At 75.1% G+C, this 26,961-nt stretch carries 20 protein-coding genes; 12 read left to right on the top strand and 8 right to left on the bottom strand.

The window, feature by feature from the left end; translation table 11 throughout:
- Nucleotides 1-52 precede the first annotated feature (52 nt).
- The 4 genes from CNX65_RS00305 (at nt 53) to CNX65_RS37650 (ending at nt 8,586) form a co-directional block, all read left to right on the top strand.
- Entirely contained in the window at nt 53-1,117 is a 1,065-nt protein-coding gene (locus CNX65_RS00305) for a class I SAM-dependent methyltransferase (RefSeq protein ID WP_096490967.1), read from the top strand.
- Between the two features lie 251 nt (nt 1,118-1,368).
- Nucleotides 1,369-3,744, top strand: a complete 2,376-nt coding sequence (locus CNX65_RS00300; protein ID WP_096490966.1) for a glycosyltransferase family 4 protein — start codon at nt 1,369-1,371, stop codon at nt 3,742-3,744.
- A gap of 121 nt (nt 3,745-3,865) precedes the next feature.
- Nucleotides 3,866-5,071, top strand: a complete 1,206-nt coding sequence (locus tag CNX65_RS00295) for a flagellar basal body-associated FliL family protein (RefSeq protein WP_096490965.1) — start codon at nt 3,866-3,868, stop codon at nt 5,069-5,071.
- Nucleotides 5,071-8,586 carry a glycosyltransferase gene (locus tag CNX65_RS37650; protein WP_096490964.1) on the top strand — a complete coding sequence of 1,172 codons (3,516 nt, stop codon included), beginning with the start codon at nt 5,071-5,073 and terminating at the stop codon, nt 8,584-8,586. Before CNX65_RS00295 ends, CNX65_RS37650 begins: the two co-directional genes overlap by 1 nt.
- A gap of 123 nt (nt 8,587-8,709) precedes the next feature.
- On the opposite strand, the gene CNX65_RS35085 is transcribed toward CNX65_RS37650, so the two are convergent.
- From CNX65_RS35085 to CNX65_RS00275, 3 genes are all read right to left on the bottom strand, one after another.
- Nucleotides 8,710-10,383, bottom strand: a complete 1,674-nt coding sequence (locus CNX65_RS35085; RefSeq protein ID WP_157767422.1) for a glycosyltransferase family 2 protein — start codon at nt 10,381-10,383, stop codon at nt 8,710-8,712.
- Nucleotides 10,380-11,771 carry a glycosyltransferase family protein gene (locus CNX65_RS00280; protein ID WP_157767420.1) on the bottom strand — a complete coding sequence of 464 codons (1,392 nt, stop codon included), beginning with the start codon at nt 11,769-11,771 and terminating at the stop codon, nt 10,380-10,382. The genes CNX65_RS35085 and CNX65_RS00280 overlap by 4 nt, the downstream gene beginning before the upstream one ends.
- A 100-nt stretch (nt 11,772-11,871) precedes the next feature.
- Nucleotides 11,872-13,158, bottom strand: a complete 1,287-nt coding sequence (locus CNX65_RS00275) for an alginate O-acetyltransferase AlgX-related protein (RefSeq protein ID WP_096490962.1) — start codon at nt 13,156-13,158, stop codon at nt 11,872-11,874.
- A 374-nt stretch (nt 13,159-13,532) separates the two neighbouring features.
- On the opposite strand from CNX65_RS00275, the gene CNX65_RS00270 reads away from it, so the two are divergent.
- Together CNX65_RS00270 and CNX65_RS00265 are read left to right on the top strand one after the other, a co-directional pair.
- On the top strand, nt 13,533-13,907 hold the full coding sequence (locus CNX65_RS00270) for a hypothetical protein (RefSeq protein ID WP_096490961.1): 375 nt from the start codon (nt 13,533-13,535) through the stop codon (nt 13,905-13,907).
- A 1,149-nt stretch (nt 13,908-15,056) separates the two neighbouring features.
- Nucleotides 15,057-15,386, top strand: coding sequence for a hypothetical protein (locus CNX65_RS00265; protein WP_012782687.1), 330 nt, complete (start codon nt 15,057-15,059; stop codon nt 15,384-15,386).
- Nucleotides 15,387-15,463: 77 nt separating this feature from the next.
- Here CNX65_RS00265 and CNX65_RS00260 read toward each other — a convergent pair whose 3' ends face one another.
- On the bottom strand, nt 15,464-17,245 hold the full coding sequence (locus CNX65_RS00260; protein WP_096490960.1) for a gamma-glutamyltransferase family protein: 1,782 nt from the start codon (nt 17,243-17,245) through the stop codon (nt 15,464-15,466).
- A gap of 338 nt (nt 17,246-17,583) precedes the next feature.
- Here CNX65_RS00260 and CNX65_RS00255 point away from each other — a divergent pair, with 338 nt between their 5' ends.
- A complete protein-coding gene (locus CNX65_RS00255; protein ID WP_096490959.1) occupies nt 17,584-18,336 on the top strand; it encodes an SDR family NAD(P)-dependent oxidoreductase in 753 nt (250 codons plus the stop codon).
- Nucleotides 18,337-18,391: 55 nt separating this feature from the next.
- On the opposite strand, the gene CNX65_RS00250 is transcribed toward CNX65_RS00255, so the two are convergent.
- Entirely contained in the window at nt 18,392-20,026 is a 1,635-nt protein-coding gene (locus CNX65_RS00250; protein ID WP_096490958.1) for a TM0106 family RecB-like putative nuclease, read from the bottom strand.
- 101 nt (nt 20,027-20,127) lie between these two features.
- Between CNX65_RS00250 and CNX65_RS00245 the strand changes: the two genes are divergently transcribed.
- Nucleotides 20,128-20,568: a DUF6474 family protein gene (locus tag CNX65_RS00245; protein WP_096490957.1), complete on the top strand. Its 441-nt coding sequence runs from the start codon at nt 20,128-20,130 to the stop codon at nt 20,566-20,568.
- A gap of 51 nt (nt 20,569-20,619) precedes the next feature.
- Here CNX65_RS00245 and CNX65_RS00240 read toward each other — a convergent pair whose 3' ends face one another.
- Complete coding sequence (locus CNX65_RS00240) at nt 20,620-22,467, bottom strand: BCCT family transporter (RefSeq protein WP_096490956.1); 1,848 nt, start codon at nt 22,465-22,467, stop codon at nt 20,620-20,622.
- A gap of 93 nt (nt 22,468-22,560) precedes the next feature.
- On the opposite strand from CNX65_RS00240, the gene CNX65_RS00235 reads away from it, so the two are divergent.
- From CNX65_RS00235 to CNX65_RS00220, 4 genes are read left to right on the top strand one after another with little or no spacing between them, the layout of a single operon-like run.
- Nucleotides 22,561-23,118, top strand: a complete 558-nt coding sequence (locus CNX65_RS00235) for a hypothetical protein (RefSeq protein WP_096490955.1) — start codon at nt 22,561-22,563, stop codon at nt 23,116-23,118.
- A gap of 25 nt (nt 23,119-23,143) precedes the next feature.
- On the top strand, nt 23,144-23,893 hold the full coding sequence (locus CNX65_RS00230) for a YcnI family copper-binding membrane protein (RefSeq protein WP_096490954.1): 750 nt from the start codon (nt 23,144-23,146) through the stop codon (nt 23,891-23,893).
- Complete coding sequence (locus CNX65_RS00225; RefSeq protein WP_096490953.1) at nt 23,890-24,438, top strand: copper resistance CopC family protein; 549 nt, start codon at nt 23,890-23,892, stop codon at nt 24,436-24,438. The genes CNX65_RS00230 and CNX65_RS00225 overlap by 4 nt, the downstream gene beginning before the upstream one ends.
- The gene (locus CNX65_RS00220) at nt 24,435-25,454 is read left to right on the top strand and encodes a copper resistance D family protein (RefSeq protein ID WP_096490952.1); all 1,020 of its coding nucleotides are present in this window, start codon (nt 24,435-24,437) and stop codon (nt 25,452-25,454) included. The genes CNX65_RS00225 and CNX65_RS00220 overlap by 4 nt, the downstream gene beginning before the upstream one ends.
- A 176-nt stretch (nt 25,455-25,630) precedes the next feature.
- On the opposite strand, the gene CNX65_RS00215 is transcribed toward CNX65_RS00220, so the two are convergent.
- Together CNX65_RS00215 and CNX65_RS00210 are read right to left on the bottom strand one after the other, a co-directional pair.
- Nucleotides 25,631-25,930, bottom strand: coding sequence for a hypothetical protein (locus tag CNX65_RS00215; RefSeq protein ID WP_232519651.1), 300 nt, complete (start codon nt 25,928-25,930; stop codon nt 25,631-25,633).
- Nucleotides 25,931-26,041: 111 nt separating this feature from the next.
- Entirely contained in the window at nt 26,042-26,938 is an 897-nt protein-coding gene (locus CNX65_RS00210) for an aminoglycoside phosphotransferase family protein (protein ID WP_096490950.1), read from the bottom strand.
- Nucleotides 26,939-26,961: the final 23 nt, after the last annotated feature.

The following is a 26,961-nucleotide window of genomic DNA, read 5'->3' as shown; positions in this document are numbered from 1 at the left end:
GCTCGCCGAGGCGCGCGGGTCGAAGGTCGAGGATCGAGGAGAGGCGGCGGGCATGGCGCTCGACGTGCTGCGCGACACCTGGGAGAAGCTCGGCGGGGTCGACCCGCTGTGGGCCGTGCTGACCGACCCCGGCAGGCGGGACGGCCGCTGGGACGTCGAGGAGTTCATGAAGACCGGCCCCGAGGCCGTCGGCCAGGTCCGGACGCTCCTGGGCGAGCGCACCCTCGGGTCGCGGGTGCTCGACTTCGGCTGCGGCGTCGGCAGGCTCTCCAACGCGCTGGCCGCACACGCCGACCGCGTGGTGGGCGTCGACATCGCCTCCACCATGGTCGCCCGCGCCCGCGAGCTGAACCGGAACCCGGACCGGGTCGAGTTCGTGCACTACGACGGGCGGCTGCTGCCGTTCGAGGACGCCTCGTTCGACGGCGCGCTGAGCCTGATCGTGCTCCAGCACGCCCGCCCGTGGGTGCAGATCGGCGCGCTGCTGGAGCTGCTGCGGGTGGTCCGGCCGGGCGGGACGCTGGTCGTGCAGATCCCGAGCGCCCGGCGCGCGCCCGTGCCGATGCCCGAGGAGGCGTACCGGGCGGACATCGAGGTGCTGGAGGCGCCCTCGGTGCTGGGGGTCGGGCAGTCCGCGCTGGTCCGGGCCAGGGTGACGAACCTGAGCGAGCACCCGTGGCCGGGCACCAAGACGATCAAGCTGGGCAACCACTGGCGGTCGGGCGACGAGGTCGTGCTGCTGGACGACGGCCGGGCCGGGCTGCCCGCGATGGTCGCGCCGGGCGAGTCGTTCGAGGTCGGCGTCCCGGTCACCGCGCCCCGCGCGGGCGAGCTGGTGCTGGAACTGGACCTGGTGCACGAGATGGTGGCCTGGTGGGAGAGCGCGGGTGGGACGCCCGCGCGCGTCCCGATCACGGTGACCGCCGCACCCGCCCCACCTTCGGAGGTAACCCCGGCGGGTGAGGCTCACCCCGGCGAGCAGATCGAGATGCACGCGCTGCACACCGAGTTCGTGCAGGCGCTGTTCGGCCACTGCGGCGCCGAGGTCATCGCGGCCGTCCCGGACGAGGCGGCGGGCGAGGAGTGGGAGTCGTTCACCTACGTGGTCTCGCGCTGAGCAGGGCGGCCGGTGACCGGACGGCTCCCCGCCGCGGCGCGCCCCGCCGCACCACCGCGCCACCGCGGGCCGGCCGCCCTCCCGCAGGGCGCCCCGACCCCGGCGGCGCTCCCGCCCTGCGGGACCCGCGAGACCGCGCACCCGTTTCCGCTGACCCCCGGAGCGGAGTGGGGGAGAATCCGGTGGCCGCGTGGCAACGAATGCCGCAGCACACCTCCGGGGGCGCTCCCCGCCGCGAACAAGTGAGGGCCATGAACACGCCGGTCGCCTGCACCGCCACCGCCGAGAGCGGACTGCCGTCCGCGCTGGTGCTCGCGAGGTCCTACCTCGCCCACCACCCCGGCCACCGGTTCACCATCGCCGTGCTGGACGGCGAGGACGGCGGCAGGCGCGGCGCGGACGGCGTCACCCTCGTCGGCCCCGACCTGATCGGCCCGTCCGGCGACGAGTTCCTCGGCCTGGCCACCGCGCACCCGCTGCCGCAGCTGGTCGACGCGGTGAAGCCGTGGCTGCTGCGCGAGCAGCTCAGGAACGCCTCCAGGGTCACCTGGTTCAGCCCCACCTCGTTCGTCACCGCCCCGATCGGCGAGCAGCGCGGCACCGTCGTCGCCCCGCACCTGCTGCGCCCGCTGACCGGCGAGGCCGCCGAGTCGGCCGAGGCGCGCCTGATCGGCACCGGCGTGCTCAACCCCGGCTACCTGTCCACCGACGACGAGTCGCTGCTGGACGCCTGGGTCGAGGCGGTCGCCGCGTTCCGGGCCGTCCGGTTCGACCGGGACGCGCTGAGCGACCAGGACTGGTTCGACCAGGCGCTGTCCCTCGTCCCGCACGAGGTCTCCGCCGACCCCGGATTGGTGCTGACGGCGTGGAACGCCTTCGAGCGCCCCGGAGTCGAACCGAAGGTGGTGGACCTCCTCGGCTTCGAACCGCGCGCCCCGTGGGTGCTCAGCTCGCTGCTGCTCGACCGCCCCGCCGCGCTGCTGTCCGAGCGCCCCGACCTGGTCCCGCTCGTGCGCGAGTACGCCGACCTGCTGATCGGGGCCGGGCACCTGGACGAGGAGGAGGTGCTGCCGACCTGGCTGGACGAGCTGCCCGACGGCACCCCCCTCACGCCGCTGCTGCGCGGGACCTACCGGGCCGCCGTGCTCGCCTCCACCGACCCGCGCCGCGCCAAGCGCCCCGCCGCGCCGCCGCACGCGTTCACCGGCGCGGAGTTCCGGGACTGGCTCAACGGCCCCGGCGAGCTGGGCGGCACCACCCGCTTCACCCAGGCCGTGTGGGAGAGCCGCCCCGACCTGCAGGCCGTGTTCGGCAGGCCGGCGCACCCCGGCTTCGCGCACTGGTGCCGCGAGTCCGCGCCCGCCGAGGGCGTGCTGCCCGAGTGGGCCGTCCCCGCGCCTACCGACCCGCCGACGCCGCCGCAGGACCGGCTCGGCGTGAACCTGCTCGGCCACCTGACCGCCGTGCTGGGCGTCGGCGAGCTGGGCCGGGTGCTGAACTCGGCGCTGTCCCGGTCCGGCCTGGACGTGGCTCCCGTGGTCGAGGAGGCGATGGTGGTCAACCGGACCGACGTCGACCGGCCCGAGGAGAGCGCGCCGGTGTACCCGGTGAGCGTGCTGTGCGTGAACGCCGACCTGGTGCGCGCGGTGTCCGAGCAGCACCCGCAGGTGGTGCACGAGCGCTACCGGATCGGCGTGTGGTCGTGGGAGCTGGAGGAGTTCCCCGAGGCGATGCACGAGTTCGACTGCGTCGACGAGGTGTGGACCATCAGCGAGTACTGCCGCGCCGCGATCGCCCCGCACACCGACAAGCCGGTGCGGGTGTTCCCGATCCCGATCCGCGAGCGCCCCGCCGTGGAGTCCCGCGCGGGCGGGCCGGTGCGGTTCCTGTTCGCCATGGACTTCAACTCGCTGGTGGAGCGCAAGAACCCGTTCGGCGCCATCGAGGCGTTCCGCCGGGCGTTCCCAGGCCGCGAGGACGTCGAGCTGGTCGTGAAGGTGATCAACGGCGAGCGGCACGTGGCCGGGCTGGAGCGGTTGCGCTCCGCCGCCGCGGGTGACCCGAGGGTGACGCTGCTTGAGCGCTACCTCACGGCCGAGGAGTTGCACGACCTCTACGCCGGGAGCGACTGCTACGTTTCTCTCCACCGCGCGGAGGGCTTCGGCTTCACCGTCGCGGAGGCGATGGCGATGGGCTTGCCGGTGATCACCACCGACTACTCGGGCACCGCCGAGTTCGTCGACCGGGAGAACTGCTGGCTCGTGCCCGCCGAACCGGTTCCGGTCGGTCCCGGCTCCCCGCCCTACCCGGCGGACGCGCTGTGGGCCGACCCGGACCTGGACGTGGCCGCGACGGCCATGCGCGAGGTCGCCGACGACCCCGCGCGCGCGGCCGAGCGCGGCCTGGCCGCCAGGGAGCACCTGCGCCGCACCAGGGGCGAGGACGCCGCCGCGGCGTGGGTGCGCGACCGGGTCGAGCAGGCGCACCGGACGTGGCGGGAGCGGAGGGCCCCGGCGCGGGCGCAGGCGGCCCCCGAGGCGAAGCCCCAGCTGGTGGTCCCGCTGCTGCGCAAGGTCGCGGTGCGGGCGCTGGGCCGGTACGACAGCGCGCGCCACCGGGGCCGGTGACCACGTCCCCGGAACCGGGGTCGTGCGGGCAGGTCACGAGTTGGCAGTGGGAATCGAGCGCGGGCAACCGCCCGTGCACAATGGCGGAGTTCGCTCCGAACGTGGGAAAGGGGCTGCCGGCGTGAACTGGCAGGAGGAACTGCGCAAGCTGGACGAGGAGCTTGCCGCAGGGCGGATCTCGGCCGACGACTACCGGACCCGCCGGGACCAGGTGCTGTCCTCGGCCCAACCCGCCGCCCAGCCAGCGCCGCCGCAGGAGTGGCAGGCGCAGCAGCCCTCGGGCGGGCCCTCGAACGGCCCCACCGGCACCAGCACCGGGGCCACCCAGTACATCCAGCCGGTGAACCCGGACGCCACCCAGGTCGTGCCCGGCGGCGGCAACCGCCCCGGCCACAACCCGGACGCCACCCAGGTGGTGCCCGGCGGCGGCAACCGGCCCGGCGACTCGGACCGCACCCAGGTCGTGCCGAACGGCGGGATGGCCCCGCAGTACGGCCAGCCCTCCCCGGCGGGCGGCTTCCCGCAGCCCGGCGCGTTCGGCGGCCCGCAGCAGGGCGGCGGGATGCCGCCGTGGCAGGGCGGTGGCGGGGACACGTCCGCGCCGTGGGCGTCGGCGTCGAGCGACAACTGGCTGCGGCAGGGCCCCGAGGTGTTCGACGAGGGCTCGTCCGGCGGCGGCAAGAAGGTCTTCGCGATCATCGGCGTCGTGCTGGTGGTGGCGCTGATCGGTGGCGCGGTGTGGTTCTTCGGCTTCAGCGGCTCCGGTGACGACTCGGCCAAGGGCGGCGACACGCCCGCCCCCCAGTCGTCCACCTCGGCGCCGACCACGACCACCACCAAGGCGCCGATCGACCTGCTGCCCGACCCGCCCGGCACGCCGAGCACCAACAACGGCACGGTCGAGCTGGCGCGCGCGGTCGAGGAGAAGCTGCTGAGCGCCGACGAGGCCGCCGCCGTCGAGGAGGCCGCCGTCAAGGAGGTCGCGTTCGTCGGCAGCACGCAGGACGCGTTCACCTACGACGCGATGGTGTTCGAGGTCGGCGACGAGGCCAAGGCCGAGGCGCTGGTCGAGGGCCTGGTCTCGGCGCAGGGCAAGACCGGCATGGTGGACGGGGCCAAGGGCCAGCTGCCCGCGCAGTCGACGGTGCAGCAGCTGATCCGCCAGGGCGAGCCCGGCATCTACCGCGCGATCTACGCGGCGGGTGACAAGGTCGTCCGGATCTCGACCACGCAGACCCCGATCACGCCCGGCCCGAACGACCAGGAGCTGATCAAGAAGTTCCAGGAGTTCGGCATCGGCGTGGCGAAGCAGTTCCCGACCTCCTGATGGTCGAGCAGCCCGTGTACGCGGACGGGGCCGAGGACGAGGTGCTGTCCCGGCTCCGTCGCGCTGCGGACGTCTCGGCCGGATCGGCCGAGCTGGCACGCGCACTGCCGTCGTGGGAGCTGATCTACCACTTCTCGCCCCAGCGCACCGCGCTGCTCGCGCCGATCGAGCTGGTCGAGGGCACCAGGGTGCTCGACTTCGGCTGCGGCTCCGGCGTGCTGACCAGGGCGATGGGCGAGCTGGGCGCGGGCGTGGTGGGCGTCGAGGGGACGCCCGCGCGGGCCGAGGCGGCGCGGGAGCGCTGCCGGGACCTGCCGAACGTGCGGATCGTTGACGGCGGCGCCGAGGAGATCGGCCTGAACGGGCCGTTCGACCTGGCGCTGCTGTGCGGCGTCCTGGAGTACTCGTCGGTGTACGGCGACGGTCCCGAGGCGCTGCTGGAGGACGTGGTCGGCGCGCTGGAGCCGGGCGGCGCGCTGGTGCTGGCGATCGAGAACAAGATCGGTCTTGGCTACCTGACCGGCAGGCCCGAGGACCACCACGGCAAGTCGTGGGTCGGTCTGGCGGACTACCCGCGCGGCGGCGCCCGGACGTGGCCGCGCGCGGAGCTGGCCGAGCTGCTGGCGAACGCGGGCCTGACGGCCCAGCGGTGGATGCTGCCGTACCCGGACTACAAGCTGCCCCGCGTGATCGTGGACGCCGACGTGCACGGCCGGGGCGACGCGGTCGACCTGGTCGACAAGCTGGTGCGCGACCCGCTGTACGGCGCGTTCGGCGGCACCACCGGCGCGGTGCCCGGCCGCTCGCTGCACCGCGCGGCGGTCGTGGAGGGGTTCGGGGCGTCGGTGTCGCCGTCGTTCCTGGTGGTGGCCGCGCGCACGCCCGAGGCGGTGCGCCGGTTCGTCCGGCCGGGTCTCGGCTGGCTGGTGAACTCGGCGCGGCTGCCGCAGTGGCGGCGCTCGCGGGTGCTCACGCCCGCGCTGGAGCTGCGCGCGGTCGAGGGCGCGGGCGCCGAGTCGGGCTGGTTGCGCCAGGAGGCGCCCGCCGTCGAGCCGCTGCTGCCCGGAAGGCCGCTGGACTCGCTGCTGCTGGAGGCGCTGGCGCGCGGCGACGAGGAGGAGCTGCGCGGGCTGCTCGGGCTGTGGCGGTCCTGCTGCGAGGAGGGCGCGACCGAGCTGGGCGACCAGCCGAGGCACCCGTTCCTCCCTGGGACGCCCGGCGTCCCGGTGCTGGCGGCGAACGCGCTCGACGTGCACCCCGGCAACGTGGTGCTGCTCCCGGACGGCTCGCCGAGGCGGATCGACCTGGAGTGGTGCGCGGGCGAGGGCGTCGACGCCGAGCTGGTGCTGGTGCGGGCGCTGCTGGAGTTCGCCCGCGAGGTGCACCGCAGCGGCGCGCCGCACCCGTGGGAGGCCGAGCTGACCACGGCCGAGCTGACGCTGCGGCTGTGCGGGCTGGTCGGGCTGGCCGGTCGGGCGCGGGAGCGCTGGTCGGAGCTGCTGGTTGCCGAGGCGCGGTTGCAGGAGCTGGTCAGCGGGACGCCGTCGGACGAGGTGCTGACCGCGCTGCTCGGCGACGTGGACCGGCCGGGTCAGGCGCGGGCCTGGGAGCTGCCGCCGCTCACCCAGCTCGCCGCCGCGGCGGCGGACCGGGAGCACCTGCGCGGGGTGGCCGACGAGCTGCGCGGCGACGTGGCCAGGGCCGAGGACGCGCTGGACGCGACCAGGCGGCTGCGCGAGGAGGCCATGGCGGCGCTCGCCGAGGTCGAGCGGCTCCGGCAGGAGGCGACGGCCGAGGCCGCGCACCTGCGGCGGGCGGTGGCGAAGGCGGACGAGCAGCTCGGCGACGCGCTGATGCTGGTCGCGGACGCCGAGTCCGAGCGGGTCGGCGTGGAGCGCGAGCTGGCCGAGCGGTCCTCGCGGGCCGAGGAGCTGGCGGGCGAGAACGCGCGGCTGCGGGCCGAGCTGGACAAGCTGGCGTCGTCGAGCGTCGTGCGGGCGGGCAACCGGTACCTGTGGCCCGCCGCGCGGCTGGTGCGGGGCGCGCGGGACCTGGCGCTGGGCCGGGGCGGCGAGGAGCCGGACCGGGTGCTGCGCGGGGTCGGCAAGGTCGCGCCGTCGGCGGTGCCGCTGCTGGCCGGGCGGGTGCGCCGGGTGAGCGAGCGGGACGCGGGGCTGCGCTACCAGCTGTCGGCGCCCTCCGAGGTGCCGGTCGGGCTGGGCCAGGTCGTGGACCTGGACGGCTGGGCGGTGCACGACGACCTGCCGGTGCGCGCGGTGTCGGTGGAGCTGGGCGGCCGGGTGCTCCCGGCGACCTCGGGCCACCCGAGGCCGGACGTGGCGGCGGCGCTGGGCGTGCACGGCTGGACGGGCTTCCGGGTCCGGCTGCCGGTGCGGGCCGGTGCGGCGCGGCCGGTGCTGCTGGTGGAGCTGGCGGACGCGACGGTGCTGCGCCGCGAGCTGCCCGAGCTGGTGGGCGTGCCGCACGAGCCGGAGCCGGCCCCGGTGGACTGGCCGGGCGGGGGACCCCGGATCGCGGTGTGCCTGGCGACGTACAACGCACCGGGCGGGCACTTCCACGAGCAGATCCAGTCGATCAAGGACCAGACGCACTCGAACTGGGTGTGCCTGATCAGCGACGACGGGTCCACCGACAAGGCCGCGCTGCGCAGCGCGACCGCGGGCGACCCCCGGTTCGTGGTGGTCGAGCACGCCGAGAACGTGGGCTTCTACCGGAACTTCGGGCGCGCGCTGGCCATGGTGCCGGTGGACGCGGACCTGGTGGCGCTGTCCGACCAGGACGACGTGTGGGACGCGGACAAGCTGGCCGTGATGGCGGAGCGGTTCACCGACCCGTCCGTGCAGCTGGCGTACTGCGACATGCGGCTGGTCGACGGCGGCGGCGCGGTGGTGGCCGAGAGCGCGTGGACGAACCGGCCGAACCAGTGGACCGACCTGGAGCAGCTGCTGCTGCTGAACACGGTCACCGGCGCGGCGACCGTGCTGCGGGCCGACCTGCTGCGCGAGCGCGTGCTGCCGCTGCCGCCGGGCACCCCCGCCGCGTACCACGACCAGTGGATCGCGGCCACGGCGCTGGCGGTGGGCCGGATCGAGTTCGTGGACCGGGCGCTCCAGTCGTACCGGCAGCACGGCGCGAACGTGACCGGCTGGCAGGTGCCGAGGCTGGCCGACGGGCTGCCCGGACTGCGCGGGCTGGCCGCGGCGGGCGCGGGCGTCGGGCACGGCGTCGACCTGCTGGAGGCCAGGCAGGCGGAGCTGGACCACATCACGGAGCACGAGCTGCGGCGGATCGCGCAGTTCGCGACCGTGCTGCTGATGCGCAACCAGGACCTGCTGAGCGAGCGGGAGACCGCGAGGCTGGAGCGGCTGGCGGGCGCGGAGCGGCGGCTGTGGCCGCTGGTGCGGCTGGCGCTGGAGGGCGAGGAGCGGCCGGAGACGGCGGGCGCCGAGCGGCGGCTGCTGGCGGCGGCCCTGCTGCGCAGGCACCAGCAGTAGTCCGGTGGACGTGCGAGGGGGCGGGGAGCCGATCGGGCTCCCCGCCCCCTCCGTCGTCCTGCGCCACGGCGTCCTGCGCCACGGCGTCCGGGGCCGCAGCGTCCCGCGCCACGCCGCCCCCGGCTACGGCACCAGCGGCGCGGGGGCGACCCCGCAGTCGGCCTGGAGGTCGGCGAAGACCGCGCGGAACCGCTCGGGCGTGAACCGGGCCCGGTGGGCGGCGACCAGCTCGCGGTGCACCCGCCCCCACAGCTCGTCGTCGGTCAGCAGCTGCTCCTCGGTGCACTCGAACACCCAGCCGGGCAGGCCGAGGCCGTCCGCGCCCTCCCAGGTGGTGACGAACGGCGTGCCGACCGCCATGGCCCTGACCAGCTCCGAGCGCAGGCCAGCCGATCCGGGGAACGGGGCGACGAGCACCCGGCGCACGGCCAGGTCCGCGTCACCGGCCGCGTCACCGGCGACCCGGTCGGCCAGCTCGCAGAGCACCGGGGGCGCCTCCACGGGGTGGGTCAGCACGTGCGCGGTCGCGCCCGCGACGCCCCGCACCCACTCGGCGTCCTCCTCGGACGCGCAGGACACCACGTCGGCCCACTGGAGCAGCTCGGCCGTCCTGGCCCGCGCGGCGCCCGCGCGGACCGCGTCCTCCTTGGCGCGGCTCAGCGCGAACCGGCGCTCGTGCGCCCGGTGCGGCAGCGAGGCGAGGTCGAGCGCCTTGACCGCGGCCCGCTGCCAGCGGGTCACCGCCTCCACGGGCACGTCCCCGAGCGCCACCACGACGTCGTAGTTGCCGACCCGCTCGCGGCTGACCTCACCCGCGTCGCCGGAGCGCACCTCGACGCCGCGCGAGCGCCAGCGGGCGAACGCGCCGTCGTCGGCGGCGTCCTCGGGCACCAGCAGCGCCACCGCCGCCTCGGGGTCGGCCCGCCACGCGGAGAGCAGCGCCGCGTCCCGGTCCCCGTCGGCGGGCGCGCCCGCCGCGACCACCAGGACCCGCACCGAGGCGGGCTTGTCGCGCAGCCACCACAGCCGGTGCGGGTGCTCGTGCACGCCCAGCGCGGGCGGGCGCAGCGCCAGGTCGTCGGCCCAGCGGCGGCGGAACACCTCGCGGTTGAGGTCGGACAGCCGCTCGGCGGTGGCCGTGGAGCTGGTGCCGTGCCGCACGTGCACGACGTGCGAGGACGGCTGCACCCACACCTGCCAGCCCCGGTCGCGCAGCCCGAACTGCAGGTCGGTGTCCTCGTAGTAGGCGATGTGGTACTCCGAGGAGAACCCGCCGACGTCGTGGAACGCCCTGCGCCGCACCACCAGGCACGCGGCCGACGCGTAGTCGACCACCCTCGGGTACAGCTCGGCCCCGTCCTCCCAGCCGTCGCCCCAGCCGCGGCTGAACGCGTCGCCGCCGAGGAGGCTGCCCGCCTCCTGGAGCCTGCCGTCCGGGAACACCATCAGCGGGGCCGCCGCGGCGGCGGCCGGGGTGCGGTCGAGCAGCTCCAGCAGCGGGGCCAGCCAGCCCTCGGTGACCTCGACGTCGGCGTTGAGGAAGCAGACGAACTCGGTGCGCGCGTGCTGCACGCCCAGGTTGCAGCCCGCGCCGAAGCCGAGGTTCTCGGTCATCCGCACGACGGTCGCGCCGGTGAGGTTGCGCTCCAGCCACTCGCCGCTGCCGTCCGGGGAGGCGCTGTCCACGACCACGACCTCGTACGGCTCGGGCGTGTGCTCGGCGAGCACGTCGAGGCAGTGCGCGGCCAGCTCGCCGCCGCCGTAGGTGACCAGGACGAACGTGATGCGCGGGGTCACCGGCTGCGCAGCTTCCCGTACACGAACCGCAGGGCGCGCGTGTAGCGGAAGAGCTTGGTGCGCCGCATGGCGTCCAGCTCCCGCTCGGAGGCGCCCAGCCGCTCCACCAGCTCCCGGTGCCGCTCGGCCAGCTCGCCGTGCAACCGCCGCTCCTCCTCCAGCTCGGGGCCGCCCTCCACCGGGCCGCCCCCGAGGGTCAGCTCGACCATGGCGTGCCGGTCCGCGGTGACGCGCTCGCGCAGCCGGTGGTGGGCCACCCGCAGCGCGCGGTTCTCGGCGACCAGCGCGGCGACCCGGTCGGGCAGGCCCTGACCGCTGGCCGCGAACGCCGCCTCGGCGGTCTCGGCGACCGCGTCCAGGTGCTCGTCCAGCGCCCGCACGGCCTCCTCGTGCCCGCCGGGACCCGCCTTCAGCGCCCGGCGGAACGCGGCGGCGAGCTGGCTGGACCGCTGCGCGACCCGCTCGACCGCGCCGAACAGCTCGGCGGCGGCGCCCTCGCGACCGGTCGGGTCCAGCAGCACCCAGTTGCGCCCGTAGGCCTGGGCGGCGGCGGCCACGTGCTCGTCCACCGCGATCACGGCGGCCGAGTCGGCGAGCACGGCGGCCCGGTCCTCCAGCACCGTGTCCGGTGGCAGCGCGACCCAGTCGCCCTCGGGGACGGGCACCCCGATCGGCAGCAGCACCACGTCCTGCACGGCCAGCAGCTCGACGATCTTGGCGATGGTGGGGCGGAGCTTCTCGAAGCCCTCGGCGGGCACCTGCACGACCAGGTAGCTGCGCCCGCCGGCGGGCAGCTGGCCGAGCTGGCGCAGCTGGTTCGCGCGGGCCTTGAGCGAGTCGGCGGGGAGCAGCCGCTCCAGCAGCAGGCCGGGGTGCCCGACCACGGCCACCTCGGCCTTGGCGCCCGCCTCGCGCAGCCGCCGCGCGGACTCCTCGTCGCGCACCGACAGCAGGGGCTGCCGACCGGCCCAGGCGACCAGCTCGGCGGGCACGGACTCGGCGACGCGGACCGCGACGCACGCCGCGTCCGGGCGCAGCCCGAGGCCCGCGGTGAAGAACGCCGCGCCCGGCACGTCGGCGCCGTAGCGCGCGGCGAGGTCGTCCCCGAGCGGGAACGAGGGGGCGACCAGGTGCAGGTGGTGGTTCTCGGCCAGCTCCCGCACCCGGCGGGGGGTGCGCTCGCCGAGCGGCTCGGCGATGAAGCCCGCGTCGGCGCGCTGGGGCCGGGTCCACCCGTGCGGGGCGAACGGGCGCACGCACCAGTCGCCGAGGCGGGCGCGGAGCTCGCGCTCGATCACGCGCACGAGGAGTTGGTCGCCCAGTCCGGGCAGGTCGCTGCTGCTCCACAGGGCTGCGGTTCCGCCTGCGGGCTGGGGGTCGGCGAGCACGGGTGGACTCTACTCAGCGCGGGGCACGCGCCCGGTACCCGTCACCGGCACGGGTAACCGGCCGAGTGCTCAGCGCTTCGAGGGCTGGGGCCCAGGGCGCTCAGCGCTTCGGGTTGGCGGCGAGCTGCGCCTTGATCTCGTTCAGGGTCCCCTCGGCGAGCAGCGAGCTGGCGCCGATCACGACGTTGCGCTCGACCATCTCGACCACGACCACGTCGTTCTGGACCATGAGCCGGGCGGTGGCCGCCGGGTCGGCCTGGATGGTGGCCGCGTTCTGGTAGGTGAACCGGGTGAGCACCCCGGACAGGTAGGGCGCGGCCTGCTCGCTGAACGAGTCGCCGATGAGCAGGGCGGTGGCGTTGGCGATGCCCGTCCCCCTGGCCTTGGTGGTGGTCTTGGGCTGGTCCCACGGCCCCTTGAGCGGCTCGCCCGCCTTCTTCTTGCCGTCGGCGAGGACGTCGTAGGAGGTCAGGGTGATCTCCTCGGGGTGGCCGAGCAGCGTGGGGAGGTCGGCGGCCACCTTCGACTCCTCGGCGGGCTCGACCTTCCAGGAGGCGGTGACGCCGGGCTGGACCTCCTCGGCGACCCTGCGGACCATGACCATCGCGCCCGCGTGGTTCCAGTGCGAGTCGCGCTGGAGGTAGACGGGGGCCTGGAGGCGCTTCGCCTCGTCGGCGAGCGCGGAGCGCAGGTCGATCGCGCCGGTCTCGGGCAGCCGCTTCCACAGGTCGTCGCGGGCCTTGGCCGCGCAGTCGGCGCCGTAGTACTTGGACGGGAGCTTCTCGGGCACGGCCGTGGACTTGTTCGGGGGCACGACCAGCACGAAGCGGCGACCGGACGACTCGACGGCGGCGCGCAGGGACTTGAGCTTGCCGAGGGTGTCCCCGAGCAGGAAGTCGGGGTCGCAGGCGCCTTCGACGTCCAGGCCGAGGTAGAGCCAGTCGTCCTTGCCCTCCAGCACGCGGACGTGGCCGGTCGGGGTGGGGCGGTCGGCGGACGGGTCCTTGGAGGGGACCTCGGGGATGGGGCCGGTGCCGGTGGAGGGGCCGCGCAGGGGCGCGGGCTCGCCGAAGACGCCCCGGCTGATCCCGTCGGCGGCGGCGACGGCCTGCTCGCGCAGCGGGATGTGGTCGTCGGCCCAGTCGCTCAACCCGGTGAAGAAGTCCCAGCCGTCGGTGACGGAGGGGAACTCGGCGAGCTCGCGGTTCTCGAACTCGCCCGGCCGCACGCCGACCGCCAGCAGGAGCAGCGGGAGGAGGAAGTAGACCCCGGCCGCGACCAGCGCGGGGCGCTGCCTGCCCGAGTGCCGGGGGCGGTAGAGGGCGTGGTCCCTGGGGAGCATCGACTCCGGCAGCGGCGGCAGCCCTGCGCGCTGGTCAGAGGTCACCCGTCCAGGGTAACGGCAGGGGTGGTCCCGCACCCGGTGCTTGGCACTTCCGGGGGTCTGGGGGTTTGGTGGGGGCAGTGGTCGGCAACCAACGGGACAAGTCGCACGTCCGGGCAGGGGTTCACCGGACCAGGTGACGGCACGGGGGACCGATGTGGCGTCACGTGAGCCTCGTCACCGCTACGGCGGCGGAATTGTGGACTCGAACCGCCGATGCGCTGCGGGCACTCCGAAAAGCGTCACCCGTTGTCATCTCAATCCCGCGACTTCTCCGACCTAGTCCTTACGGGGGATTGTCGGCTTGGCGTACGATCATTTCCGGGTCACCGGCCCTGTTCATGCTGGGGAACCTCAGAACAAGAGGTAGGTGCGTCATGGATCTCGCACTGAGCAAGGTCGTCGAGCTGCGCGAAAGCGGGTTCCAGTTCCTCCACCTCCGGGACGAGGACGGGCAGCTGGACCGCATCATGGCGTTCAAGCAGCGCCGCGGCTTCATCGACTCGATCCTCTTCTGGTCGGAGACCGAGGCCCGCGCGGGCAGGCTGCCCGCCGTCCGGGAGAGCTCACGCGCAGCTCAGGCGGTCTGGATCTATGAAGGTCCGCTCGTCGAGGCGGTCGACCGGCTGCTCGACCTGCCCGAGCCGGGAACGCGCAACGCGCCCACCCTCATGAAGCGGACGGCGTCCGACCTCGCGGTCGTCACGACGCTGCCGTTCACCCTGAAGCTGCCCCCCGGCGCCATCGCGTAATCGCGCGACCTAAACGACCGGAACACTTCAATCACAGATCGTCACCGAATACCGGGTGAATATTCACCCCATATAGACCGGAAGCCAAGCCGGTGCGACCGGAAGAACAACAACCGGCCGACGATCCGCAAATGCTGATTACCCGCGACGACTCGTTGCGCGGAAGCGACGCGGAAGCCGCGGCGACCCGCATGACCAGCAGAGCCCCTCCGCAGAACTGCGGAGGGGACCGGCGCCCCGGAGCGGGCCCCGTCACCCCCTGGAACGCGGACGAGCCCGCCAGTCCACCCGGCACGGCCCACGACCAGCGCATTCCCGCTCAGGCAGCCTCGTCACGCTGGGTGCCGCACCCACCCGGCGCCGCAGCGTCGCCGCTGATCACCGCGGGTCACCACCCGCAGGTCCCCGAGGGCTCCCAGCGGCCCGCGGCGGCTCCCGACGCCTCCCGAGCCGCTCGGAACACCACCGAGACCCGTTGCCTGGGAGCAACGCTCCGGAAGGCCCCGCAGAGGCCCCTCGGCCCCACTCCGGAGCCACCGCCGCACCCCTCGGCGCGCCCCTCCGCCCGGCGACCTCCGGGCCCGCCCCTCCCCCGGACCGCGCCGGATCGGGCGGTCCTGGCCACCGGAGCCCCTCCCCCGGCCCGGCCGGGCCGGTGAGCCCCTCCTCCGCCCCCTGTTCCACCCGGCGCGGCCAGCACGCGCCCCGGCGCCCGGCGCCAACATCCGACACCGGCCCTCGGCCACCGCCGGCCACCGCCGCCGCCCGCGCCGCTCGCACGGGCAAGGCCGGCACCCACCCCCGGCGCTCCGGCTGCCGCACCGGCGCCCCGAGCCGTTCCCGACCCCGCCCCGCTCCCCCGGCCGCTCCTGGCCGCACCCAGGCGGTCCGAGCCCCTCCCGGTCCCGCCGCGTCCTTGAGCCACCCGGCGGCGCGCCCCCTCGCGCGGGCTACCCCCGCGTGGCGATCGTGCTCGTCTCCCCACCGCGCTCCCCGTCCAGCGCGCCCGCACCGGGCCCGCCGCCCCCGTGGCGCATCGGGTCGACGCGCTCGGCCGAACAGCGGTGTCCACCGGGCCGGGTGAACTAATCCACCCCGGAGGATTAGGGAGCTTGATCGGGGGTCTCCGGGTGCGGAACTTTGCCGCCCATGAACCTGAGGAAGACCGTCACGGGCGCCCTGCTGGGCCTCGGCAGCGCAGCCGCCATGCTCGGCCTCGGTGGTACCGCGATGGCCGCCGACACCATCGACATCACCACCACCGCCAACCCCGACATCGACGCCCACGCGCCGGACGCGGTGAAGGTCGGCGAGATCGTGGACCTCGACATCAACGAGATCAGCGACATCAACCTGAACGTGCTGGACGACGACAACGTCGACGCCGACGTGTTCGCCCACGACCTCCAGGCGCTGGTCAACAACGGCGACCTGCCCGCCGACGCGCTGGTGCACCTGCTGATCGAGGGCAACGACTGATCAGCGCCCCCTGAAGCCGGAACGGCCCCGGTCCCCTCCCCCTCGGACCGGGGCCGTTCCTCCCGCTCACCGCCGGGCTACCGCCCGACCGCGTACCCCTGCGCGCCGCGCGCGTTCGCCCCGGCCCTGAGCAGCCCGCTCCTCGGGTCGCGCGAGACCGCCGACATCCGGCCCAGCGCCCACGGCCCGGCGTCCACCACCGAGTGGCCGCGCTCGCGCAGCTCGTCCAGCCCGTGCGCCCGCGACTCCACGACCAGCTCGCCCGGCGTCCACGCCCTCGGGTAGAAGGAGCTGGGGAACGCGTTCGAGTGCCACATCGGCGAGTCGATGGCCTCCTGCAGGTTCATCCCGCCGACCGCGTGCGCGAGCCAGAACCCGAGCTGCCACTGGTCCTGCTGGTCGCCGCCGGGCGTGCCGAACGCCAGGACCGCCTCACCGCCGCGCAGCGCCAGCGACGGGGACAGCGTGATCCTCGGCCGCTTGCCGGGCGCCAGCGAGTTCGGCAGCCCCTCGTCCAGCCAGAACATCTGAGCCCGGCTGCCGAGGCAGAACCCGAGCGACGGGATCGTGGGCGAGGACTGGAGCCAGCCGCCGGACGGGGTGGCCGAGACGATGTTGCCCCAGCGGTCGACCACGTCCACGTGCACGGTGTCGCCGCGCACGGCCCCGGTCCTGGACACCGTGGGCTCGCCGACCGCGCCGCCGAGCTCCTCGGCGAGGGAGGGCCCGCGCCGGATGTGCTGCGCCAGCACGGCTTCCACCCCGCCGGGCGCGCCGGGCCGCAGCTCCAGCGACGCCCGCTCGCCGACCAGCGCGCGCCGCTCGGCCGCGTACTCCCGCGACAGCAGCGCCTCCAGCGGCACGTCCGCGCTGTCGCCGTACCAGGCCTCGCGGTCGGCGAACGCCAGCTTCGCGCACTCCACCGCCAGGTGGACGGTCTCGGCGGTGGGCGCGCCGTCGACGTACTCCAGCCGGTCGGCGAAGCCCTCCAGCAGCCGCAGCTGCTGGAGCAGCGCGGGCCCCTGCGACCAGGCGCCGAGCTTCGCCACGGTCCAGTCGCCGAAGTCGGCGGTGACCGGCTCCTCGTAGCTCGCCTCCCAGCCCGCCATGTCCTGGCCGGTGAGCACGCCCGCGTGGTCGCGGCCGGAGTCGTCGCGGTGGGCGGTGCGGCAGAACTCCTCGACCTGGGCGGCCACGAAGCCCTGGGACCAGGCGCGGCGGGCGGCCTCGATCTGGGCCTCCCGGTCGGCGCCCGCGGCCTCACCGGCGGCCAGCAGCCACTCCCAGGTGTCGGCGAGCTTGGGGTTGCGGAACCGCTCGCCGGCGACGGGCGGCTTCCCGCCGGGCAGCCACAGGTCGGCGGAGGTGGTCCAGTGGTCGCGGAACAGGTCGGCGACGGCGGCGATGGTCACGGGCACCCGCGCGAGCAGCGGGAAGCCGTCGCGGGCGTAGCCGATGGCGTGGCCGAGCACCTCGCGCAGCGACTTGGTGCCGTGGTCGCGCAGGAGGGTGAGCCAGCCGTCCCACGCGCCGGGGACGGTCGCGGCGAGCAGGCCGCTGCCGGGGACCAGGTCGAGGCCGAGGTCGCGGTAGTGGGCCGGGGTCGCGGCGGCGGGGGCGGTGCCCTGGCCGCACAGCACGCGCGGCGCTCCGCCCCTGACCGAGAAGAGGGCCGGGACCTCGCCGCCCGGTCCGTTGAGGTGCGGCTCGACGACCTGGAGGACGAAGCCCGCCGCGACGGCGGCGTCGAAGGCGTTGCCGCCGTCCTCCAGCACCGCCATGCCCGCAGAGGAGGCCAGCCAGTGGGTGGACGCGACCATGCCGTGGGTTCCCGCTAGTTCAGGGCGCGTGGTGAACACGCGGACAAACCTACGTGGACGGGAGCCACTTCGTTGCCTTCGCTAAAGGAACGGATTCCGACCCCGAGGTTTCACCCGGTGGCCGTCCGACTGAAGTCGGACGCGGAGCGTGATCGAAGTAGTCCTGGGGGTGGACGGAGAACACCTCTCCGGGGGACGCGCCGGAGGTGCGGTCGGGTGCATCGTTTCCCCATGCAGGTACTCATGTTCGCACTCGTGTTCGCGGGACTGGCCCTGGTGGCCGCGGTCCCGCTGGTCGCGCTGCTGCACGTCTCCGAGCACCACGGGCTGAACGACCGTTAACCTCCAGACCCACGACTGGGTCATGGAGGTTGCTGATGGAGATCTCGGGCACCGCGGCGATCGTCACCGGCGGAGCGTCGGGGCTGGGCGCCGCCACCGCGCGCGCGCTCGCCGCGCGGGGGGCGCGCGTGTTCGCGCTGGACATCTCGGTGGACGGCGCCCCCGCCGTGGAGGGCGTCACCTACCTGGCGGCGGACGTCACCTCGGAGGAGGACGTCCAGGCGGCCGTCGACAGCGCCGCGGGCTCCGGCGCCCCGCTGCGGATCGCGGTGAACTGCGCGGGCATCGGCCCGTCGACCAGGACGGTCGGCAAGGCCGGCCCGCACCCGCTCGACCTGTACCGCAAGGTGCTGGACGTGAACGTGGTCGGCACGTTCAACGTCCTGCGCCTGGCCGCCGCCGCGATGGGCGCGACCGAGCCGGGGCCGGACGGCGCGCGCGGCGTCGTGGTCAACACCGCCTCCGTCGCCGCCTACGAGGGCCAGATCGGCCAGGTCGCCTACGCGTCCTCGAAGGCCGCGGTGGTCGGCATGACGCTGCCCGCCGCGCGCGACCTGTCCTCGGTCGGCGTCCGGGTCATGACCATCGCGCCCGGCATCGTCGACACCCCGATGCTGGCGACCGTGTCCGAGGAGTTCCGCGCGGGCCTGGCCGCCGGGGTGCCGTTCCCCAAGCGGCTGGCCCTGCCGGACGAGTACGCGAAGCTGGCGCTGTCGATCATCGAGCACGACTACCTGAACGGCGAGGTCGTCCGGATGGACGGCGCGCTGCGCATGGCGCCCAGGTAGTCCGGATCCAGGTAGTCCGGGCACGGCAATCCCGCGCCGGCGGTCGCGCCGGGGCCTACAGGTCCCCGGCGTACGGCAGCCCGGACACGGCGTCCGAGGTCATCCAGCCCCGCAGGGCGTGGGTGGCCCGGACGTCGTCCTCGTTGTACTCCAGCAGCCTGCGCCGCTGCGCCGGGTCCGGCTCCTGGCCGTCCATGCCGACCGCGTCCCGGTACCAGCGCATGGAGTTCTCGCCCCCGGCCTCGGGGTCGCGCCAGTGGAACCCGGCCAGCGGGGCGATCGTCTTGAGCCCCTTGCCGTTGGTGGACAGGAACTGGTCCCTGACCACGCCGAACAGGTCGACCCAGTCGTCCGAGGTGATGAACTCCTTCACCTCGGCCACCGGCGGCACGCCCGGCTGCCCCTTGAACCGCTGGGCCGACGACAGCAGCCACCGGTTCTCCGCGAGCTCGTTGTAGCAGTAGGCCTTGAAGCCCAGCCCGCGCTCGGCCGCCGCGCGGCGCACCCCGGTCAGCCACGTCCAGAACTCGGCGAACGAGCGGGCCTCGTCGGCGCACGGCAGCTTGTCCCAGGTCGCGAACGCCCGGTAGCCGGGCTCCACGCCCACGTCGGCGCCGCTGAGCAGGCAGCCCCACATGTACGCGCCGAGGTCGCCGAAGCTCTCCATGTCGACGTCGACCTCGACCTCGGCCCTGGCGACCTCGATCCTCGGCACCCGCCGCGCCACGGCCAGCCCGCGCAGCCACGCCCGCGCCAGCACCACCGCGTCCTCGTGCGCCATCCCGACCAGCGGCACGGCGGGCACGGCCGGGTCCAGCGCGGCCAGGTCGTCCACGGTCGGCACGCCAGCCCGGCGCAGGGCCATCGCGTCCTCGCCGCGCACCACCAGCGACACGTCGCGGGCCCGGGTCAGCGCGTCCGAGCACACCGGCCACCACGGGCAGGTCTTGCACTCGACCACCCGCGACGGCCGGGCCAGCGGGGAGGTCCCGGCGATGGCGGCGTCGGCGATGGCCAGGCGGTCGGCGAAGCGGGCGTCGTACTCGGACAGCGCGGTGCGCCCGCCCGGCCAGGTCGCCGCCTCCAGGTCGTGCCACACCACGACGTCGGCGTCCATGCCGATGGCGCCGCCGGTGGCCCGGCCGGGGGCCGCGTGGCCCGAGGCCTGCAGGAGCCGCTGGACGTGCGCGAGGCGCAGCTGGTCGCGCGGCTGGGGGCGGACCTTGCGCACCGGGTCGGTGCGCGCGCCCGCGGGCCGCGGGTAGGACAGCGGGGACGTGCGGGCGCCGTGACCGGGGTCGGTGGTCTTGTGCCGCACGACGATCACCGGCACGTACCCGGTGCGGTCGCGGACCAGCAGCTCGACGCCGCCCTTGCGGCCACCGCGCGGGTCGCGCGGCAGCACCGCGCCCCAGATGTACTCGGCGCCCACCCGCATCGCCTCGGCGGTGACCCGCTCGCGGTCCGCGACGGGCACGTCCGGGGGAACTTCGACGAGGGCCGAGCCGACCTCGCGGCCGAGCGCCCTGGCGACGGCGGCCCGGTGGTCCACCGCGTCGGCCCGGCGCTGCTGCCCGGCGGCGTCCGGCGGGGCCTTGGCGGCCTCCCGCACGTCCGGGTCGTGTTCGAGGTGCACCCGCCGCCGGCAACGAGTGACCACACCGGCGTCGAGCTGCACCTGGGAAGTCACCGGAGAAGGGTAAGCCGGGAGGTCCGGCGTTGTACCCGCAACCCGCGCTCGGCGCGATCTTTTCCACGCGGGTGGCTACTGTGCGGGCAGGAGGTGCGGTGATGGCGCGGAGGACGGCGCGGAAGCGGGGCATCAGCCCGAGCGGTGCGAAGAACCTCGTCGGGGTGGCCAAGGTCGTCGTGCCCGCGCTGCTCCCGGTGCTCGCGCCGCTGGCCGCGCGCGCGGCGTCGGCGGCGGGCGACCGGTACGACCGCTACCGCGCGGCCAGGCTGGGCGTGGACGTGGAGCGGCTGGGCGAGTACTCCGGCCGGGGCGCCCGGCTGCACGCGCGGATCTCGAACGCGGGCGCGGCGCTGGCCGGTCTCGTGGACGAGGACGCGGGCTACGCGCAGCGGTGCGGGCAGCGGTTGGCCCAGCTGCAGGCCGCGGTGCGGGCCTGCGAGGGGATGCCCGCGCCGCGGCGGAAGGCCGCTCACCGCGCCGTCGCGGCCGACCTGGACGCGGTGGAGGGCGAGCTGCTGAGGAGGTTGGGCGTCGACTAGGCGCGCGGAGCGGCCCCCAGGACCGCTCCCACCGGGCCGACGCCCACCCCGTCACCTCGTGGTCAGGCTCCCGCCCCCGGCGGTGGAGCCCTTCGTGGTGGAGCCCTTCGTGGTGGAGCCCTTCGTGGTGGAGGCCTGCGCGGTGACGCCCCCGGTGGTGGCGGGCTCGTCGTCCTCGGACTCGGCGGCCTTCCCCGCCACCTCGGACCGGACGCGCTTCTCCGCCTTGCTCAGCCCCTCGCCCCTGGTCAGGCTCTCGACCGCGCGCAGCGCCGCCTCCTCGGGGCCGATCTTGGTCGAGACCTCCTCCAGCACCTCGGCGACCCGCTCCTCGCGCCGGATCATCGGGTCGCTGCGCAGGTCGCGGGCGAGCGACAGGCACAGGCCGACCATGACCACGGCGAACGGCAGCGCCGCGATGATCGTGAGGTTCTGCAGGCCGGTGAGCCCGCTCGACCCGCCGACCAGCAGCATCACCGCGCCGACTGCGCCGGTCACGACGCCCCAGAAGATCACCACGCCCCTGGTCGGGGCGATGGAGCCGCGCTGGGACAGGGTGCCCATGACCACCGACGCGGCGTCGGCGCCGGACACGAAGAAGATCGCCACCAGCACCATGACCAGCACGATCGAGACCGACGCGATCGGGTACTCGCGGAGCACGGCGAACAGCTGGCCCTCGGCGGTGGACTGGCCCGCGATGTCCGCGCCGCCGCGCTGGGTGGCGATGGCGGTGCCGCCGAAGACGGCGAACCACATCAGGCTGACCAGGCTCGGCACGCCGATGACGCCCGCGACGAACTGGCGGATGGTGCGGCCCCGGCTGATCCGGGCGATGAACATGCCGACGAACGGCGCCCAGGCGATCCACCAGGCCCAGTAGAAGACGGTCCAGCCGGACAGCCAGGTCTCCATGGGGTCGCCGCCGGTGGCGGCGGTGCGGCCGGTCATCTCGGCCAGCTCGCGGAAGTACTCGCCGATCGCGGTGGGCACCACGTTCAGGATGAACACGGTCGGGCCGACCACGAACAGGAACACCGCCAGCACGACGGCCAGCACCATGTTGACGTTGGACAGCCACTGGATGCCCTTGGCGACTCCGGAGACCGCGGAGGCGATGAACGCCACGGTCAGCACGGCGATGATGCCGACCAGGACGGCGTTGCCGACCTCACCGGCCCACCCGACGATCTCCAGGCCGCTGCCGATCTGCAGCGCGCCGAGGCCGAGCGAGGCGGCCGAGCCGAACAGCGTGGCGAAGATCGCCAGCACGTCGATGGCCTTGCCGACGCCGCCGTTCGCGGTGCGCTCGCCGAGCAGCGGCGCGAACGCGGAGCTGATCAGCTGGCTGCGGCCCCTGCGGAAGCTGCTGTAGGCGATGGCCAGGCCCACCACGGCGTAGATCGCCCACGGGTGGAGGGTCCAGTGGAACAGGGTGGTGGCCATCGCGGTGCGCAGCGCCGCGTCGGACCCGGCCTCCACGGTGCCCGGCGGCGGGTTGACGAAGTGCGTCAGCGGCTCGTTGACGCCGTAGAACATCAGGCCGATGCCCATGCCCGCGCTGAACATCATCGCGATCCAGGACACGGTCTTGAACTCGGGCCGCTCGTCGTCGCGGCCGAGCGGGATGCGGCCGTAGCGGCTGACGGCGAGCCAGAGGGCGAACAGGACGAAGCCGGACGCGAGCAACACGAACGCCCACCCCAGGTTTCCCATGACCCACCCGAGGGCAGTCTTGGAAGCAGAGGCGAGCGAATCGGTGGCGAACACGCCCCATCCGAGGAAGGCGACGGTGATGGCGGCGGCCACGCCGAACACGACGTAATCGGTGCGGCCGGGGCGGTCGACCTTCGGCTCCCCCGGCAGAGGTGTCTTGATCTGCGGTTCTGCGGTCGTCACCGGTATGCGGTACCCCTCACCCGTTCGGGCTAAACCTTCGGAGGTCCGGACGGGTCTGCCGTGCGCTCCGGGTCGTCTCCTACGCTGGGTGGTGTGGCCACTCGACCAGGTGTGACGTCCCGCGCGGCGCGCGGGTCCCTGGTCGCGGTGACCTCGGCCGCACTGGGCCTGGCGGCCCACGGCGCGGCGGGGGGCGAGGCCGTCGAGCTGACCCCCGTGCTGCCCCTGCTGCTGCTCACCGCGAGCGCGGGGACCGCGCTCGCCGAGCGCTCCCGGACGCCGTGGGCGGTGGTCGGCGCGCTGGTCGCGGCCCAGGCCGGGCAGCACGCGCTGCTCGCGCTCGCCGCGCACCAGCACCACGGACCCGGCCTCGGCCTCGACCCGCTGGCGATGACGGCGGCCCACGTGGTGGCCGCGCTGCTCACCGGCCTGCTGCTGGCCAGGGCGGACGCGGTGCTGCTCGCGCTCGCGGGCGCCGCCGCCCGGCTGCTGCCGGTGCTGCGCGAACCGCGCCCGGCGTCCCGCCCGGCCGCGCTCCCCGCGCCCGAGGGCCACCCCCAGCCCACCCCCGTCCGGATCACCCTCAGGCGGGTGAACGCCCGCCGGGGGCCGCCCGCGCTCCCGATCGCCCCGCACCCAGGACCACGCTGAACCCGCGATCAGGAGCACCCACACCATGTCCACCACTCGCACCGGCCTGCGCTCGCTCGTCCGCGCGGGCGCACTCCTCACCACCGCGGGCTTCCTCGCGCTCGGCACGGCGGGCACCGCCTCCGCGCACGTCACCGCGTCGACCACCGCCCCGGCCACCCAGGGCGGCTACGCCAAGGTCACCTTCCGGGTGCCGAACGAGCGCCCCGACTCCGGCACGGTCAAGCTGGAGGTCACCCTCCCCGCCGAGTACCCGCTGGCCTCGGTCAGCACGAAGCCGGTGCCCGGCTGGCAGGTCGAGGCGGTCAAGGCCACGCTCGACAAGCCGGTCACCAGCCACGGCCGCGAGGTCACCGAGGCCGTCCGCACCGTGGTGTGGACCGCCGACGCGGGCGTGCAGATCGCGCCCGGCCAGTTCAACGAGTTCGAGGTGTCGGTCGGCCCGCTGCCCGACACCACCGAGCAGCTGGTCATGCCCGCCAAGCAGACCTACGCCAGCGGCGAGGTCGTCGACTGGAGCGCCCCGCCCGCCGACGAGGAGCCCGAGCACCCCGCGCCGGTGCTGAAGCTGGTCAAGCCCGCCGAGGGCGCCGACTCGCACGGCAACGCCCCCGCCGGGTCCGAGGACTCGCACTCCGAGGCCGCCGCGGCCACGACCACCGACGACACCGCCCGCTGGCTGGGCGGCGCGGGCCTCGCGGTCGGCGCGCTGGGCCTGGGCCTCGGCGCGGGCGCCGTCCTGCGCACCCGCCGCTCGGGCAAGCCCTCGGCATGAGGCGCGCGGTCTCGCTGCTGCTGTCCGCGCTCGTGGCGGGAGGGGTCGCGCTCGGCGCGGCCCCGGCCGCGTGGGCGCACAACGTGCTGATCTCCAGCGACCCGAAGGACGGCGCGGAGCTGGCCACCGGGCCGCGCGAGGTCACGCTGACCTTCGACCAGCCGGTGCAGGCGGGCGAGCGGTTCAACACGCTGACCGTCACCTCGGCCGACGGCACCCGCTGGGAGGACCAGGCCGAGCCGACCGTGCGGGACAACTCGGTGATCTTCCCGGTGCGCGAGCTGGGACCGGCGGGCGAGTACACCCTCGGCTACCGGGTCCTGTCCGCCGACGGGCACCCGGTGAGCGGCTCGCTGAAGTTCACCACCACGACGGCGGCGCAGGGCACCCCGGTGCCCGCCTCGGAGTCCGCCACCCCGGAGGCCTCGGGCGAGGACTCCGGCGGCGGCGTGCCCGTCTGGGTGTGGATCGTCGGCGCGGTCGTGCTGCTCGGCGGCGGCGTCTTCTTCGCGCTGCGCGGCGGAGGGGACGGCGCCGACCGGTGACCGCCGACCGGACCAGCGGCCCCGCCCGCCCCCGCGCGCGGGTGGCGGGCGGGCTGCCGCTGGGCGCGCTCGCCGGGGTGCTCGCCGGGCTCGCGATCGCGGGCACCGGCGCGTCGGCAGGCGGACCGGGGACCGCCGCGCTGGTGGCGCAGCCGCTGGCCAGGGTCCTGCTCGACCTCTCGGCGACGGGCGTGGTCGGCCTGTCGCTGCTGCCGAGGCTGCTCGGCGCGACCCGCCCCTCGGCGACCGAGCCGGTGCTGCGGCTGGCCAGGCCCGCCGCCGTGGTGCTGTCGGCGGTGTGGGCGCTCGCCGCGCTGCTGTCGGTCGTGCTGCGCGCGCACGAGACCAGGCCGGACGTGCCGCTGACCACGGCCAGGCTGCTCGACTACGCGCAGCGGGTGCCCGCCGGTCAGGGGCTGCTGTTCAGCGCGGTGTGCGCGGTGGTGTGCCTGGGGGTCGGCGCGGTCGCGGTGCGCAGGGGCGAGGCGGTGCCCGCCGAGCTGCGGGTGCTGGTCGCCCTGTTCGGCCTGCTCCCGCTGCCCGCCACCGGGCACGCGTCGAACCGGGACTTCCGGGACGTGGCCGTGGTCGCGATGGAGCTGCACGTGCTGGGCGCGGCGCTGTGGACCGGCGGGCTGGTCGCGCTGGTCGCGCTCGTGGCGCACCGCAGGGGGCTGCTGGCCGAGGCGCTCCCCCGGTTCTCGAAGCTGGCGACCGCCGCGCTGCTGGTGGTGACCGCGACCGGGGTCGGCACCGGGCTGCTGGAGCTGGCCGCCGCGCCGGGCGGCGGGCTGCCGGGCTCGCTGGTGACCACCCCGTACGGGCTGCTGCTGGTCGGCAAGGCGCTGTGCGCGCTGGCCCTCGCCGGGCTCGGGGCGCGCATCCGCTGGTGGCTGCTGCCGCTCGTCCGGCGGCACCAGCCGACCGCGCTGGTCGGCTGGGCGGTGGCGGAGCTGGCCGTGATGGGCGCGGCGTTCGGGCTCGCGGTGGTGCTCTCGCGCGCGCCGGTCGCCTAGCGGCCACGGCCGAGCGCCTGCCGGGCCGAGGCGGGCGACCGCCCGTCGCGCGGGCGCCACCGGCCGACGGCGCGGGCCGATCGGCGGTGGTCGGTTCGGTCCAGCGCCGAACGGTCCTTCCGGTGCGATGAACTGCGTCCGGAAGGACCAGCGGCGATTGCGCCGGGCGAACGGCCTCAGTCCTGGGCGAGCCTGGCGGTCGGGTCGTTGCGGAACTTCCCGAGCACCACCAGCGCCTCCTGCCCGCGCCGGTCGAGCTCGCGGGCGTCGATCCAGCCGTTGGCGAAGTAGCGGTAGTCCTGGGCGAGCTTCACCAGCTCCGCGAGGTAGTCCGCGGACCGCCGCCGCCGATCCTCGTCGAACGAGGCCAGCAGCGGCAGCTGCGTGTCCACGACCTCGTCCAGCATCCTGGCCGCGTCGAGGGCACGCTTGGCGCGCCTGCGCCTAGTGCCGAGCAACTGTCCGATTCCGCGCACCGTGGCAACACCCCATCGCCCGAGTCAGCACCCGAACCCTAGGCACTGCGAAGCTCCCCGTCGATGGGTTCAGTCGCATTCCACGTGCGCGGTGTTACGCGAATTGCGGACTCAGCGGTAGGGCTCCCAGCGGGTCCCCGAATCGCCCTCGCGCAGTGATCGAAGTCGTCGTCGCAGCTCAGGCGCGACCTCGGGGTGGCTGCGCAGGATCGGCAGGACGCTGGTGGTGAGCTTCAGCTCACGCACGTCCCTGAGCAGGGCGTACCCCGGCCAGCCGGTCACGTCGAAGCCGTACTCGGCGGCGAGCTGCTCGTGCCACCGCCACGGGTGGCCCAGCCGGGCCGCGCCGACCGGGACCATGGACAGGTCCCACTCCCTCGGCCCCAGCCCGGTCGAGTCGAAGTCGCAGATCAGGGGCCCGTCCGGGCTCGGGATGAGGTTGCGCAGGTGCGCGTCCCCGTGCACGAGGCCGACCGGGAGCGCCGTCTCCAGCGAGCGGAGCCGCTCGGCGAGCGCCGCGCAGCGCTCCTCCAGGAACTCCAGGTCGTCCGCCGCCAGCTCCTCGGCGTCGGCGATCCGCCGCCGCACGTCCTCCAGCGGAGACCACTTCGGCACCGCGAAGTCCGGCTCCGGCAGCGAGTGCACCACTCGGAGCAGCTTGCCGAGGTCGCGGCCGTCGACGGGCGGGCCGCCGCTCGGCGCGGTGCGCCACAGGGTCGCCACGTGCTCCCCCACGACGAGCGGTTGGGGCACGCCCTCCACCAGCCGCACGGCGGGCACGTCGTGCCGGGCCAGCCAGCGGGCGACCGCGACCACCTTGGGCGCCCGGTGGCGCAGCGCCATCGACCCCGTTATCCGCACCACGACGCCCTCGGCGGGCAGCTCGTACACCGCGTTGGCGGTGAACTTCAGCAGCCGCGCGCCCCGGTGGTCGAGTCCGAGGCCCGCGCACAGCCGCTGCAGGACGTCCGCGAGCACGGCGGGGGTGAACCGGCCACCACCCGCCACCCGCGCACCGCTCCCGGCGCCTG

It is taken from the genome of Actinosynnema pretiosum (assembly GCF_002354875.1).
GTDB lineage: Bacteria > Actinomycetota > Actinomycetes > Mycobacteriales > Pseudonocardiaceae > Actinosynnema > Actinosynnema auranticum.
Note: the sequence above shows the minus strand (reverse complement) of the source record. Positions and strands in the feature narration are given on the sequence as shown.